A 14,751-nucleotide genomic window follows, 5' to 3' on the forward strand; every position below is an offset into this window, starting at 1 on the left:
TTCTATATTCAAAGCAAAAAGATGACAAGCTAAGATTGGATGCGAGACAAAGATTCCCAAAGTTTTTCTTTTGTAAACGGTTTGAAAATATACCCAGAGATGAGAGGGATTTTTGCTGCGCGATCAGTATCGGCCTCATCAACGGAAGAACTAACGAGAAACACTTCTATTGATTTTGGAAATCGGGGTACGATCTTTGCGAAAGCATCTAAAAATTGCCAGCCGTCCATAAAAGGCATATTGATATCTAAAAAGATGATATCAGGAAGTTTGTCTCTGTTTTCAGATTCTGTATTGAAAAACTCGAGTGCGTTTTCGGCATCTGAAAAAATTAGCACCTCCTCTTTGATTCCTGCATTGGAGATGATTTTTTTGGTCGTGAATTGGTAAATTGTATCATCGTCAATAACACAGATCTTTGGAGTCATTTGGTTTCACTTCCTTCCGGAAAGTGAAGAAGGAAAGTCGCACCTTCTCCTGGTTTGGAGCGCACTTCAATTCGTCCACCAACTGATTCCATTTTGTATTTAATCAAAAACAATCCTAGTCCCTTGCCACTGATATGACGATGAAAAGTCTTTCTTAGCTGAAAAATTTGATCACCATATCTTTCTAAATCGATCCCAGATCCGTTGTCAGAAAAGGAAATAGTGGTTTGAGCCCCAATTTGAAAGGATTCGACGGAAATACGCAAATTTCGACCCGGTTGGGCATAACGGAGAGAATTGTTGAGTAAATTTAGGAAAATTGTCTCTAGGAACTCTTTGGAAAAGAAAATGGTTTCCCCTCCAGAAAAATCTGATTGGATTTCCACCTGCTTTTCTGCCAATTCTCCTTCCATCAGATGAATCACATTGGAAAAAGATTGGTCAATGGCCACTCGCTCGGGTTTGTAATGGTCAGAATTTTGGATTTTTAAAGTGCTGATGAGTTCAGATAGAACAGTTTCTAGAGTTTCTGTTACCACTTCTAAATGATCTTCAATTTCTCTAATTTCTTTTAGATCATTTGTCTCTTTCATTAAATCCAGAAGGCTTCTTAGATTACTTACAGGTGCTCGTAAATGGTGAGAGATGATTTGGTTATAAGCTTGCAGCTGTTTGTTTTGGGTCAAAAGAGAATTGGTTGTGGCCCTTAAACGATCATTATTTTCAAGAAGGAGTGTTTCTGATTTTTTCCTTTCATTAATATCAATGATTTGCGCCAAGTAGTGGATGGGATAACCCATTTCATCGCGAAGTACAGTGACCGTTATATAGGCCCAAACTTTTTTTCCTGATTTATGAAGGTATTGTTTTTCAATCGAATAATTATCGATGATTCCTTTTTGAACTTCGTCTCTATATTTTAAATTTTCTTCGAGTTCTTCCCCGGCACTGATTTCGGAAAAATGTTTCCCCACAATCTCGTAACTTTTGTAACCTAAAAAGTTGGCAAAAGAATCATTTGTTTCATCAATGTATCCTTTTTTCCCGGTGATAACAAGTCCAATCGGAGAATCATGAAATAAGGTTTTGAACCTACGTTCTGCAAGTGCTAAGTTTGCTTCGGTATCAATTTTTTCAGAAATATCTCTTGAAGATGTATGTAAATATTTTTGTCCGGTAGTAGGATGAATCGTTAAACGATTGTCAGACTGTAGCCAAATATAACTTCCGTTTTTATGCAAAAAACGAAAAGTAGTGTGAATATTATCTTCTCCGCGAAGGAGAGGTTGGTGAGACCTTTCTTGGATGAGTCTTCTTTCCTCAGGGTGAAAATAATCGTAAGGATTTTTGCCAATCAGTTCCTCGGATTTGTAGCCAATAATTTTTTCTGAGTTGGGGCTAACGTATATGTATGTACCGTCGGCTTCATGTAAACATACCAACTCTCGACTAATGGATGTTACTAAATGAAGTATCTCAGAATCGGGAAGTCCCACAAGGAAATTTTCCACTGGTTCCATTGGATTGTCTATCCGAAATGTGTGTGGAATTAGGATTTTATAAAATTAGTCTGAATTAGATTTTTTTTACAACCAACCAGATCAAAAACGAACCAGTCTTTTTGAAGGCCATCAAAATTGATAAAAGGATACTCAAATGAAAAATCTATCGTACATCATTCTGGACGGAAATCTAACTGCTGATCCAGAAGAAAAAACAATTGCCGGAGGTAAAACTTTGGCAAATTTCACAGTTGCTGTCAACCACACATCTAACAACCAAGAAGGGAAAGACAAGGAAGAAGTTTCTTTCTTTGAAGTAGAAGCCTGGGAAAAACTAGGTGAAAACTGTGTAGAATTCCTAAGAAAAGGAAGCAAAGTTACTGTGATGGGAAACTTAAAACAGAACCGTTGGAAAACTTCGGAGGGTGAAAACAAATCCAAATTTCGAGTGATTGCTTCTACTGTTCGATTTGATAGCATTCGAAAGAAAGAGGAAAAGGTCGCTTAGGAATTCCATAGCGGGTGTTTGGATTTTCTGCACCCGCTATTTTTTGTTATGGGGTGGGAATACTTCTCTTTTTGTGTTTAGAATGAGTTGGGGAATCAAAAATAGAATGGTGATCATTATCTGATTTTGAATTTTCCCCGGATTCGTCGGTTAGTTTTTTTTCATCATTACGATCTTCTTGTGATGATTGTTTCCCGTTTTTGTTAACAGATAAAATGCGAAAGTATCTTGGTGAAGAAACCAAATTCCATTCTCTAAACAGAAACTTTGTAAATCCATGTTTTGGTCCAAACACTCCATTGGTGGTTTCTATTTTGGATTTGATGTTTGTTTTGTAATCCGATTGTTCTGTCTGAGTTAAGTTGGGAAACTGTGCTACTTCCCCATCTACATAACGATTTCGCAAAATATCCAATTCTCTTCGGTTCCGCCCGGTGACATCCTCAAAAAACCTCTGTTTGGCGCCATAACAGTTTCCTCCGTAGGATTCGCAGTTGGGTTCTAGATGAGGATTTACATAGGTGAGTTCTAGGTAGATGTTTATATATTCGCCTGGATTTGGGACTTTGCCGTCTTGGATTTCCAATACTTGTGGGACTGTATCTCTATCTGTGTACTGTCTTTCAATTGCTTCCCGTGAAATTTTGGTTTCGGGAGTGGTGCTATTTACTTTTACAGGTTTTTTGGACTCACCAACAATCACTTTGTTTCGCATGACTTCTGTTTTAGTTTCCAAAATTTCGTAGGCTTGGAAGTTTACAGGTTGTTTGGCGATGATTTCCCCTTTTTGGTTTAACACAATGATATGATGGTCTAAAATAGTTCCTGCAATGATTTCTTCTATAATGCTAATTCCTGCATCTTCAAAAAATAAATCCAATTGGATGAAAGGAATTTTGTTTTCTGAATACTCAACGCTGACACCTGGCTCCTGGGCCAAAGGTTTTTTTCCGTCCTTGGAATCGGTATGTACTGCTTCCGATTTTGTAATCATCTTGATACGGTTGAGATTGATTTGTTCTGAATGAGTAGGGAAGGTAGGGGTGATCACCTGTTGCGGAGTTTCGCATCCGATAGAGAGAAATAACAGGAAAGAAGCCAAATATAAGCGGTTCATATAGTTTAAGTATCGGTCATAGATTGCCCCTAAAATTAGGGGCAATGTTGAAGTTAAATGTGTTTTATGTCAGCTGGAGGGAGGATCGGTCCGCTAGTTTGGAGGATTTCCACATACTTTCCATTGATCATACGGAATGCTTTTTCCGGTTTTTCTTTTAGGAAGTAAACAGGTTCAATCCCTTTTTGTGTAGGCGCTTCTAATTTCAAAACCTTACCCCATTCAGTATAAGTAAGAGTAATGGTTTGGCCATCTTGTTTGAATTCTTTAACTAACTTTCCATCAAAATCATATTCAGCCATTGCGATTGGATTTCTATCAGTCCAAAACTCAATTAGGTTGAAAATAAAGATGTCTAAAAAACTTCCAATTCCATAAGCAAAGTATAGTGGGAAGATCATTAAAAGGGAACGAAAGAAACTTGCGAGTTTACCAGATCCAATTTGGATATTTCCGTTAAAGGAGTATACTGCTTTGATCGCACCAAATTTTCCAAAACAATTGGAAAGTAAGCCAATGGACAAAAGTCCCACGAGAGCTGTTTTTAATTTTTTTTTCATTATTTACCTCTTAGTTTTTAGCTAGAAAACTAGAGGTATATCATAGGCGATTCTGCAATCATCTGCAAGCCGAAATGATTGACAGACATATTTTTTCAAAGAGCCTGGTCTGAATAGAAGGCAAATCCCATTGATCTTTTCCGATTTTGAATACTTTGTCTTCTTTCTCTTTGTTTTTTTTACGGTTTGGTACGTATTCCCTACTATTTTTTCGAATCAATCGAGAGAAACTCGCATATTACATGTATTCCTACTCATCAGTAGTTATTTTTTTTACATGTCTTGGGATTATCGCTTTGGTGCACTTATCCTTCTTTCCACAGCCATTGACTATTATGTAGGACTGAAACTCAGCTCTGAGAACAGAGAAAAGGTGAGATACTACCTCTTACTTTTTAGTTTGATTACCAATCTTGTTTTTATTTTGGGATTTTTTAAATACTATAATTTTCTTGTGACTTCGATTAACACTGTCACCAATCCAATGTTTGGTGCAGATGCATTTCCTGTTCTTAAAATCATTCTTCCCGCAGGTATTTCCTTTTTTACATTCCAATCTTTGTCTTATACCATTGATGTGTATAGAAAAGAAATCCCTGCTGAAAAGGACTTCATTCGATTTGCATTATTTGTGAGTTTTTTCCCGCAACTTGTTGCAGGACCAATTGTTACTGCCAGAACTTTTATGCCACAATTGTATAGTCCAAAGAAATTGGAAGATATAGAGTTTCGCGTTGCGATTCGATTCTTTATGTTGGGTTATTTCAAAAAAGCTGTCCTTTCTGATATGGTGGCTCCAACGATTGATGCTATTTATGCCGATCCTGCGGGTCATCATGCGTATGCATTGTTAATTGCTGCTGCTCTAGGCGGAATCCAAGTGTATTTAGATTTTAGTGGGTATTCAGATATGGCCATTGGAAGTGCTATGTTACTTGGCTATAAACTTCCCACTAACTTCAATTTACCTTTCCTCGCTACTTCTGTCTCTGGATTTTGGCGGCGTTGGCATATGACCTTAAATTCCTGGTTACGCGATTATATTTATATTCCTATGGGCGGAAGTAGGGTAACATCGGTAAGACGAAAGTTTAACCTATGGTTTACAATGTTTGTCAGTGGGGTTTGGCATGGGGCCCAATGGACCTTTGTGTTTTGGGGCTCACTCAATGGTGTTTTTTATGTTTTAGAAGAGGTTTGGAAGGAGTGGTTCCCTGACAAAAAAGAGAACCGCGCTGCAGAACCTTGGTACCAAATCCCCCTTTGGCTTTTTCAGAATATTCTCAATAGCTCCATTTTCTTTTTGGGTGCCGTTTTTTTCCGTTCCCTTACTTGGGAAAATGCCTGGATTCATATCCGAGGAATCTTTACCTTCCAGGCCGGTCAAATCCGGCCCTATATGTGGAAGGACTTCCTTTGGATCATCATCTTTCTGTATTTAGGCCATATCATTGGGTATTTTATCTTTGAAAAGGGGAAAGGCAAAAAAATCCCAGCTAGTTTGGAGTTTGCCTTCTATCCAATTCTATTTCTTGTCTTAAATTTAGCTACACCAGAAAATTCTGTTCCTTTCATTTACTTTCAGTTCTAATCTGCTTTTTTCGTTTCCAATAATGGGAATCCTTGTACCTTGTTGCTATGGAAAGTGAGCGAAGGCTTCCAAGAATATCCCCCGGTGACTTTTCTGAATTTGAGGTCCAATTGGATTTGGAAGGGATCACACTTTTCGGAAAGTTAGGGAATATTTCGGAAGAAGGTCTTTGTTTTTTGGGTGAGGATGACTTACTCAGCGATGAAATTGAATCCCAAGTTTTGGGAAGTATAGTTTGGGCAAAAGGCACCAAACGGATGTTCTTTGAAGGAACCGTGATGTGGACCCAAACTTCTAAAATTAAAAATGTAGTTTATTATATTGCAGGAATTCAATTCCAGGAAAGACTCAATCTTACGGATTCAATGCTTGCGCGCAGTTTGGAGATCAAATGAAAATACTACTTCTCGGTGGAACCGGTCTCATAGGTAAACAAGTGTTACTCTCTCTTGTTTTTTACCCACAAATCAAAAAAGTAATCGTTTGGGCAAGAAATTCCCCATCAACTTCTAATCCCAATGTTCCCATTGAAGTGGTACAAGTAAAGTGGGAAGACTTTCAATCGGGTAAGGTATCTGTTCCCGATGGGATTGATGCTGTATTTTGTTGTTTGGGAACCACCATTAACAAAGCAGGCAGCCAGGAAAAATTTAAAGAAATCGATTATGAATATCCATTGCTTGCAGCAAAACAAGCAAAAGAAAAAAAGATTCCTGGTTTCTATATCATTACGGCAATGGGATCAGATCCAAACTCTTCTATATTTTATAATCGAGTGAAAGGCGAGATTGAATTGGAACTGCGTCAGTTACAATTTCCTTTTTTGGGAATTTTTAGACCTTCTTTACTCATTGGAGAAAGAGAAGAAGTGCGAGTAGGAGAAAAGGTAGGAGAGTTTCTTGGTAACCTCATTCCTTTTGGCCTTCTTGGACTCAAAAAATTCAAACCAATTCCAGGTGAATATGTTGCCAAATCTATGATCCATTCTTTGTTACATGACAAACCAGAAAAAGGATCTGCCCCACAAGTGAAAGTATACGAAAACGATGTCCTTTGGGAAATCGGTAAGGACCATTCTTTTTGATTCCAGATAACAAACAAAAACCCTATTCCAAAACCAAATACATCATCCTCAGTTGGGTGGTACACTTTATTGTACGAGTTTGGTATCTATTCGTTCGAAACCAAAAATTCATCATTCCCGAAGAAAGTGCCAAGGTCATTGAAAAAGGTTCTGGTTATATCATTGCAGTTTTTCATGAAACTACTCTTTCGCTTTATAGGCATGCCACTCAGTATTTGAAGCGAAAGAAAAAAGCGGATATGGTCGCTCTTGTATCACAATCGAAAGATGGAGAGATCATCCACCAAACCTTTGCTCGCTCTAGTCTTCGTTCGGTTCGCGGGTCTTCCACCAGAGGGGGCACAGGTGCCTTTCGTAATATCCTAAAAGAAATGAAACAAGGGGCAGTTCCTATCTTTACAGTCGACGGTCCTAAAGGCCCAAGACGGGAAGTGAAACCAGGTGTGATTGTGACGGCCTCTCTTACTGGCTTTCCCATTCTGTATTTGCATTCTTGTTATGACCGGGCTTACACTTTTAAAAGTTGGGACAGGCATTTTTTTCCAAAATTTGGGGCAAAACTTTTCATCCAATATGGGGAGCCGTTCTTTGTTCCCAAAGGGCTTTCGGAGAGCCAAATAGAGGATTATGCTAAAAAATTGGAAATTGCCATGGGGAAAAATGCCGAAATCCTGGAATCCTATGTGCGTGGACAATCCTCTGACAATTCTATTGACGTACCGCCTAAAATCTAAAGTTTAACCAAGTAAGGTAAAAAATATGTCCTCTCTTAAAAACTATATCTTCACTTCCGAGTCCGTATCTGAAGGACACCCGGACAAAGTCTGCGACCAAATCTCTGATGCCATTCTCGATGCGTATTTAGCCCAAGATCCAAAATCCCGTGTTGCTTGCGAAACTCTAGTGACTACAAACCTAGTGGTGATCGCTGGTGAAATCACAAGTAAAGGGAAAGTGGACACACAAGAAGTGGCTCGTGACGTCATCCGTAAAATCGGTTATAACGATATCAATATGTACTTCGATGCTGATTTTGCTGTGGTTGCCTCTCACGTGCATGCACAGTCTCCCGACATTGCGCAAGGTGTAAATGAAGGGGAAGGACTTCATACAGAACAAGGTGCCGGTGATCAAGGTCTTATGTTTGGTTTTGCCATTGCAGAAACTCCAGAACTAATGCCAGCTCCTCTTTACTACTCTCATAAACTTTTAGAACATTTATCAGAACTTCGCCATACAAACAAAATCGATTGGCTTCGTCCTGATGCGAAATCACAAGTTACTATCCAATACGAAGATGGAAAACCAAAGCAAGTAGATACAGTAGTGATCTCTACTCAACACAAACCAGGTGTAACTCACAAACAAATCGAAGAAGCTGTGATCGAAGAATGTATCAAAAAAATGATACCAAAAGAACTTCTAGTGAACACTCGTTATTTTATCAACCCTACTGGTAAATTTGAGATCGGCGGGCCTCATGGTGACACAGGTCTAACTGGTCGTAAGATCATTGTAGATACTTACGGTGGAATGGGTCGCCATGGTGGTGGTGCTTTCTCTGGAAAGGATCCATCTAAAGTAGATCGTTCTGCAGCGTATATCGGCCGTTATATTGCAAAAAACGTAGTAGCAGCTGGTCTTGCTCACAAATGTGAAGTGCAACTTGCTTACGCAATTGGAGTTGCAGAACCAGTTTCCGTTCTTGTTGATACATTTGGAACAGGAACTATTTCTGACGAAGAAATTTCTAAGCGAGTTCTTGCAAACTTCAAACTCACTCCAAAGGGAATTGTGGATGGTTTGGATCTTCTTGGAAAAGGAAGAAAATACCAAGAAACAGCGGCTTATGGCCACTTTGGTAGAACAGGTAATACATTTACTTGGGAAAAAACGGATAAAGCAGAAGCTTTAAAAAAAGGATAAGTATGGGAGCACCTAGCCAATCCACTGCAGACAAAAAAGCAACAAGAGATGCATACGGCGAAGCCTTAGTTGAGTTAGGTGCGTCCAGGCAAGATATCGTGGTTTTAGATGCGGACCTTTCCGGTTCCACTAAAACTGCCGATTTTAAGAAAAAATTCCCTGAACGATTTTTTAATGTTGGAGTCGCTGAACAGAACTTAGTTGGTCATGCGGCAGGTCTTGCCCTTTCTGGTTTTGTTCCATTCGCATCTAGTTTTGCTATGTTTCTATCAGGCAGAGCTTGGGAAGTGGTACGAAATAGTGTCGTATATCCAAAGTTAAACGTAAAACTCGTTGCCTCTCACGGTGGAATCACAGTGGGAGAAGACGGTGCTTCTCACCAATGTATCGAAGACTTTGCTATTATGCGTGTCATTCCTGAAATGACTGTGATTTGTCCTTCTGATTTTAACGAAACCAAACAAGTCATTCACGCCATTGCGGATTACAAAGGACCTGTTTACGTAAGGGTCGGTCGTCCTGCCATTCCTGTGATTGAAAGAGAAAACTATAAATTCCAAATTGGAAAAGCAGAAGTGATCTCCGAAGGAAAAGATGTTTGTATCATTGCCAACGGTGTTATGGTCAACGAAGCCATGATTGCTGTCGGACTTCTCAAGGAAAAAGGAATTAATGCAAGCCTTCTCAATATGGCAACCATCAAACCTTTGGATAAAGAAGCAATCATCGCAAAAGCAAAAGAATGTGGGGCTATTGTCACTTGTGAAGAACACAATGTGATCGGTGGACTTGGTTCTGCAGTGTCCGAACTTCTTTCTGAAGAGTATCCAGTTCCTGTGATCAAAGTAGGAATGAAAGATACCTTTGGAAAATCGGGAACTTGGAGTGGTCTACTCGATTACTTCGGCCTTCGTGCAAAAGATGTAGTTTCCCACGTAGAAATCGCAATTTCCAAAAAGAAAAAATAGGGTTTTGGTTTCGGTTATGACCGGTGCCGGAGCTTCTCAACCATCCATCTTAGAAGAAACAGAAGTGAGGCCACGTCTTAGTGACGGGCCTTGGAAGGTTGTACTTTGGGATGATGACTTTCACACATACGAGTATGTAATTGAAATGTTAATCGACGTATGCCAAATGCCTTGGGAAAAAGCCTTCCAACATGCGGTAGAAGTGGACACAAAAAAGAAAACCATCGTATTCTCAGGAGAATTGGAACACGCGGAATTTGTCCACGAACGGATCTTAAACTATGGTCCCGATCCAAGAATGAGTTCTTCGAAAGGATCTATGACTGCCACTCTAGAGCAGTAATCTATATTTTTTTTTATTTTGAATACAATCTTCAGACGAATACAATCGCAAATGTTAGCGATTACATCTTTCGTTCTAAAGCATAGTTTCTTTCTGGTACGAGTAAAGAAGATACTGATTCATTGGTATCCACTTTGATATGGGTTGTAGGATTGTAAGTATCCAACATATAATCACCATCCACAATGAATTGGTAATGGTATTCTCCTGGGAGTAATTTCTTTTCGAGAGTAAAAACTCCCTTTCTATCTTTTTTCAAAAAATCGTGTTCTGGGTTCCAATCATTAAAACTTCCCACCACTCGAACCACTTCGGCATTCGGTAAATAGATTTGAAATTTAACGGTTCGTAAATCTCTTTCTTCATTTGCAGAATCTTCGAGCACCATAGTTTTTGTTTGGCGGTCCGTATCTTTTCCATCTAAAATAAAACGAGAGTAGTAAGATCCAGAACCATCTTCCAACTTATCAAAGTTTTCTGGGTCATATGTGAGGAGTCCATTCACACGGAACTTGTACTCGTAAACTGGATCTTCTTCGTAAGTGTCTGTGATTTGGGTTGGTTCTATGACTGTATAATAAATTCCATATTGGTTACGTTTCATATCAGAACATTCCCAATTGTTGAAACTTCCACAGATTTCCACCGATTCATCTCTAAGTCCATTGTAAGTAAAAAGAATCCCTCTATTTATCAATTTGCCTGAGGAAACATAAGATTCCACATCGAGATAACGAATGTAACGTGGAGCAATATTTTTTTTGAGACTTTCCAGTTGCCAGAGGTAATAGACCGTATCTTGGTCTTCTGTTTCATCGGACATCTCTAGTTCTTTTGAGGAAAAACTTCCGATCCAATCCATTCCATCCTCGGCAAAGATTCCGATTCCTGTGAAAAAGAGTAAAAATAGGGCGATACGGATGGATTTCGATTTCATCATAGTCGTGGTCGTTAAAGAGTCCTTCTAGATAATTTTCGGCAGAAATGAAAAAAGAGAGTGAAAGGTTTTTTTCTGCACGAACCATCTGACATAATAAAAAAAATATTCTGTCATTTTAAGAAGGGGCCGATAATTCATTAGGAATAGACCCGTAATGGCTGAGCCGATAGACAAATTGAGTCCGGAAGAAATCACACAAATCGAGACGATGTTTTCGGCTCTCAATAAAAATCCGCTCTCATCGGAAGAACTGAATCCGATGGCGAAGGTTTTACGTGAGAAACTGGGATATACAAGTCCCATCGTACCTTCGGAACCGGCAGCCGACTCCGAAGAAGATTCCGGCTCTCCTTTTGATGATATTGATAACGAAGGCGCGGGCGATTCTGAAGGCGGAGATCCTTTTGCCCCACTCGATGACGAGGATGACGATTTTGGTCCTCCCAAACTTCCGAACCGAGAAGCGGAAGAAGACGACGGAATTGATTTAGATGAATTACTCGGTGAAGACTCACCGAAACCGACTCCTGCTGCTACTGACGATTTTGACTTTGATGCCCCAGCCACTGACACAGAGGATACCGATCCTTTTGCCTCCGATACAGGTACAACGGAAGAAACAGATCCATTCGCAAGTATGGACAGTCCCGGCGGAGCGTCAGACGAAGATGATCCTTTTGCTAACTTAGATGCCGTTGATGAAGCTCCTTTAGAGGACAAACCTGCACCTGTCATCGGTGATGATCCTTTTGCCAATTTAGGCGGTGAGGATGATACTCCCCCCACTACCGACGAAGACCTGTTTGCTGGATTCGATTCTGGTGCGGAAGAACCAACTTCCGCTAGTGATGATTTTGATTTTGGGGGTGGGGGAGACAGTGCTCCTGCCGGTGATGATCCTTTTGCAGATATGGGATCTACTCCCACGCCAACAGAAAGTTTCGGCGATGACCCGTTTGGTGGATTTGATACTCCGACTTCCGATTCCGGTGGCGCGGATGATCCATTTGGTGATCTTTCGACTCCCGCTTCTGGGGGAGATACTTCCTTTGGTGATGATCCATTTGCGGATATGGGTTCTACCCCGACACCAACAGAAAGTTTTGGTGACGATCCATTCGGAAATATGGACAGTCCGTCCGCACCTTCTAGGGACAATGAACCAGTAGATGTCGGTGGTGGATTTGATGATCCGTTTGGAGACTTGGGAGTGGGAATGGAACCACCAAGTCTCGATGACGACTTAGGTGCTCCTTCTTTTGATGATTTAGCCCCATCGATTGATGATATGCCTGTCTCTACAATGGATGACTTTGGTTCAGATGGACCAGGGGGATTTGAGGAAGACCTCATGTCTCTTGGCAAAGAAGAGGAACCAGAAGAGTCACTGGAAGCTAACCTAACAGATGAAGAATTAGCTGTCATCCAATCCGAATTACTCCGTTACCCACCAAAACTTCGTCGTACAATCATCGATACGATTGTGAACCAAAGGATTCCGGTTCGTAACCAGAAAGAAATCATTGAACTCATTAAGGCACAACAAAAACCAGAAGACATTGCCAGTTACTTAAGTGGACTTCTTGGGGAAAGGGTCGAACTCAGCGATTCCACAGGAAAGTTTGCTGCCGATGGTGTTCCGATCATTGCTAGTCGAGACGCTTATACGAAAGAAGGTGCTGCCCGCAAACGTGAGTTAGTTCGTAGAACCATTTTATCATCTGCCGCTGCGGTATTTCTTGTTTTTGGAATCGTCACTCTATGGAAGTATGTCATTGTTCCTTATCGTGCCAAAGCGCAGTATGCACTCGGACTTGAAAAAATCGAAGAGTTTAGTTATGAAACGGATGCTTTGGAGAAGAAAAAACTCCTTGCTGATGCAGAAAATTATTTTATCAAAGGGGAAGAGATTTTCCCACATAACTTAGAGTTTTTGAATAAATATTGTATTGCCTATACAAAAGCTGGGCAGTATGAAAGAGCCTTTGAAAAATGTTTTGGAAAAGTAGAACCTGATTTTGGTTACGAACCAGAAGATAAAGAACACAAACGAGCTTGGGAAAATAGAAAAGAAGTACCAAACATTAGTTTTGCGAAAAAAACGGAATGGAATGATGCGGGAGTCGAAACCGCAGGCCGACGACCACTCTCGGAATTAGCATTTTATCTGACATCCCAAGACAAAGTTCCAAGAAGGGTTCTAAAAGCAGGTGCTTATATTGCCTCAAGGCTCAAATACAATGTCCATGATATTGATACTTACATAGCGCTCGGAACGTTTCATTCTTTTCATAGAAAGGATTTTATCGAAGTTCCGCCGGGTAGTAATCGCAAAAAATATAAAAATGACCACCTTGCCATCGAATACTTCAAACGAGTGTTTACTGATGGTGGAGATCCAGACAATGTTGATGCCATCGCAGGCATTGCAAAGATTTTTTACAACAAACAAGAGTTTGGAACTGCGGTTAAATATTATAATGATATCATTGAAAAATATCCAAAAAATGCCATTGGACATGGTGGAATTTTATCAACTTACATCGAAATGTGGAAACGAGATAATAATCCTCAGTATGTGCTAAACCATCATAGACAAGTTCGCAATGCACTCAATATTGAAGATGAACTTTCTCTTTTTGTATTAGCAAAACTGGCATCTTTCTATATAGATTTGGATTCTGAAGAGGTCAGAATCAAATACAATATCAACCCAGAAGACCAAGTGACAGGTATGGAAATTGATGATAATGTGGAATACCTTCTCAACATTGCTTATGGAAAAGAAGGTGGTTCCAAGTTTGCAGAAGGGTATTACCAACGCGCTCGGTTCTATTTTAAAAAAGAGGAAGCGGCACGGGCCCTCAAACAATTGGAATTGGCATCTACATATGATATTCGTCACTACTTAGCAGTTCTACTCATGGCTGAGTATTATATCCAAACTGAAAATTATGATGAGGCTGTAAAACTTCTCAGAGAAGCCGATGACCGTTACCAAAACTATCGAGATCGTCTTGGAGAAAAAGATGAAGATGAAACCTTACTTGAAGGAAGTCCGGGAAGGATTTCGTTTAACTTAGGAAAAATTCAATTTTTAGAAGCTGCTGGAATAAATGTAACAGACAATATACGAGAATTTCCTGGTAAAAAAATATATCCAGAACGAAGCATAGGAACTCTCTCCTATGAAGAAAAGGAAAGACGAAATGGACTATTTATGGCTCGTGAATCGTTTTTAGCGGCCCTTGATCGTGATATTTCTAAAGATCCAAAGATAGTCAGAGAATGTTATTATTACCTAGGTTGGATTGATTATAACCATGGCGACTTTTCCCAAAGTTTGGATTTTTGGGCAGAACTTCCAGAAGAAGATATTTATAATAACGCAACATTACTATTCGGAAAAGGAAATGCTTTCTACTACACTAGACAGTACAATGCAGCCCTTGGCAACTATCTGAAGTTAAAAGATGACTTTGAACTGAAAGAACAAAGTTTGGGAAGAATTGATACGGAAAACTCTGATCATAGGGAAGTGTATGAAACTCTCACTGCCCTATACAATAATATTGGAGCAGTGTATGAGAAAAAACAAGATACCATCAATGCTCTCAAATACTATTGGAAAGCCATGGAAACAGCACGTAAAATTAGTTCTGTAAGCGAAATCGCAAACTCTAACAAAGATTTAGTATTTGTGCGAGCAAAACTTGACAGAGAACCATTGTTAGAAGATTGGTTGGCGCCAACACTCGACAGGTTAGATCAAATCAAAAAGTAG

The 14,751-nt window shown here is 39.8% G+C and carries 14 protein-coding genes; 9 read left to right on the plus strand and 5 right to left on the minus strand.

The features are described 5' to 3' along the window. Positions 1-29: 29 nt before the first annotated feature. Together LEP1GSC203_RS07555 and LEP1GSC203_RS07560 are read right to left on the minus strand one after the other, a co-directional pair. The gene (locus tag LEP1GSC203_RS07555) at positions 30-428 is read right to left on the minus strand and encodes a response regulator (RefSeq protein ID WP_002973513.1); all 399 of its coding nucleotides are present in this window, start codon (positions 426-428) and stop codon (positions 30-32) included. Further along, positions 425-1,948, minus strand: a complete 1,524-nt coding sequence (locus LEP1GSC203_RS07560) for a sensor histidine kinase (RefSeq protein WP_002973538.1) — start codon at positions 1,946-1,948, stop codon at positions 425-427. Before LEP1GSC203_RS07560 ends, LEP1GSC203_RS07555 begins: the two co-directional genes overlap by 4 nt. A gap of 136 nt (positions 1,949-2,084) precedes the next feature. Between LEP1GSC203_RS07560 and LEP1GSC203_RS07565 the strand changes: the two genes are divergently transcribed. Beyond that, a complete protein-coding gene (locus tag LEP1GSC203_RS07565) occupies positions 2,085-2,438 on the plus strand; it encodes a single-stranded DNA-binding protein (RefSeq protein WP_002973427.1) in 354 nt (117 codons plus the stop codon). Positions 2,439-2,484: 46 nt separating this feature from the next. On the opposite strand, the gene LEP1GSC203_RS07570 is transcribed toward LEP1GSC203_RS07565, so the two are convergent. Both LEP1GSC203_RS07570 and LEP1GSC203_RS07575 read right to left on the minus strand, forming a co-directional pair. Next, complete coding sequence (locus LEP1GSC203_RS07570; protein ID WP_002973493.1) at positions 2,485-3,555, minus strand: hypothetical protein; 1,071 nt, start codon at positions 3,553-3,555, stop codon at positions 2,485-2,487. A gap of 53 nt (positions 3,556-3,608) precedes the next feature. Then, positions 3,609-4,115, minus strand: a complete 507-nt coding sequence (locus LEP1GSC203_RS07575) for a DUF3332 family protein (RefSeq protein WP_002973226.1) — start codon at positions 4,113-4,115, stop codon at positions 3,609-3,611. 130 nt (positions 4,116-4,245) lie between these two features. Here LEP1GSC203_RS07575 and LEP1GSC203_RS07580 point away from each other — a divergent pair, with 130 nt between their 5' ends. Genes LEP1GSC203_RS07580 through LEP1GSC203_RS07610 form a run of 7 tightly spaced genes read left to right on the plus strand, consistent with a single transcriptional unit; the run spans position 4,246 to position 10,027 of the window. After that, positions 4,246-5,706 (plus strand): MBOAT family O-acyltransferase, encoded by a 1,461-nt coding sequence (locus tag LEP1GSC203_RS07580; RefSeq protein WP_002973412.1) that lies wholly within the window; start codon positions 4,246-4,248, stop codon positions 5,704-5,706. Positions 5,707-5,738: 32 nt separating this feature from the next. After that, entirely contained in the window at positions 5,739-6,101 is a 363-nt protein-coding gene (locus tag LEP1GSC203_RS07585) for a PilZ domain-containing protein (RefSeq protein ID WP_002973345.1), read from the plus strand. Further along, on the plus strand, positions 6,098-6,790 hold the full coding sequence (locus tag LEP1GSC203_RS07590; RefSeq protein ID WP_002973506.1) for a Rossmann-fold NAD(P)-binding domain-containing protein: 693 nt from the start codon (positions 6,098-6,100) through the stop codon (positions 6,788-6,790). Before LEP1GSC203_RS07585 ends, LEP1GSC203_RS07590 begins: the two co-directional genes overlap by 4 nt. After that, positions 6,787-7,524, plus strand: a complete 738-nt coding sequence (locus tag LEP1GSC203_RS07595) for a lysophospholipid acyltransferase family protein (RefSeq protein WP_002973417.1) — start codon at positions 6,787-6,789, stop codon at positions 7,522-7,524. Before LEP1GSC203_RS07590 ends, LEP1GSC203_RS07595 begins: the two co-directional genes overlap by 4 nt. A 25-nt stretch (positions 7,525-7,549) precedes the next feature. Then, positions 7,550-8,716, plus strand: a complete 1,167-nt coding sequence (gene metK / locus LEP1GSC203_RS07600) for a methionine adenosyltransferase (RefSeq protein WP_002973436.1) — start codon at positions 7,550-7,552, stop codon at positions 8,714-8,716. A gap of 2 nt (positions 8,717-8,718) precedes the next feature. After that, positions 8,719-9,684 (plus strand): transketolase family protein, encoded by a 966-nt coding sequence (locus LEP1GSC203_RS07605; protein WP_002973361.1) that lies wholly within the window; start codon positions 8,719-8,721, stop codon positions 9,682-9,684. A 16-nt stretch (positions 9,685-9,700) separates the two neighbouring features. After that, a complete protein-coding gene (locus tag LEP1GSC203_RS07610; protein ID WP_002973420.1) occupies positions 9,701-10,027 on the plus strand; it encodes an ATP-dependent Clp protease adaptor ClpS in 327 nt (108 codons plus the stop codon). Positions 10,028-10,088: 61 nt separating this feature from the next. Here the strand turns inward: LEP1GSC203_RS07610 and LEP1GSC203_RS07615 are convergent, their stop codons facing one another. Beyond that, the gene (locus LEP1GSC203_RS07615; protein WP_002973483.1) at positions 10,089-10,964 is read right to left on the minus strand and encodes a glycogen-binding domain-containing protein; all 876 of its coding nucleotides are present in this window, start codon (positions 10,962-10,964) and stop codon (positions 10,089-10,091) included. A 157-nt stretch (positions 10,965-11,121) separates the two neighbouring features. On the opposite strand from LEP1GSC203_RS07615, the gene LEP1GSC203_RS07620 reads away from it, so the two are divergent. Beyond that, a complete protein-coding gene (locus LEP1GSC203_RS07620; RefSeq protein WP_002973233.1) occupies positions 11,122-14,751 on the plus strand; it encodes a hypothetical protein in 3,630 nt (1,209 codons plus the stop codon).

The sequence above is a fragment of the Leptospira terpstrae serovar Hualin str. LT 11-33 = ATCC 700639 genome, assembly GCF_000332495.1.
GTDB classification, from domain to species: Bacteria; Spirochaetota; Leptospiria; order Leptospirales; family Leptospiraceae; genus Leptospira_A; species Leptospira_A terpstrae.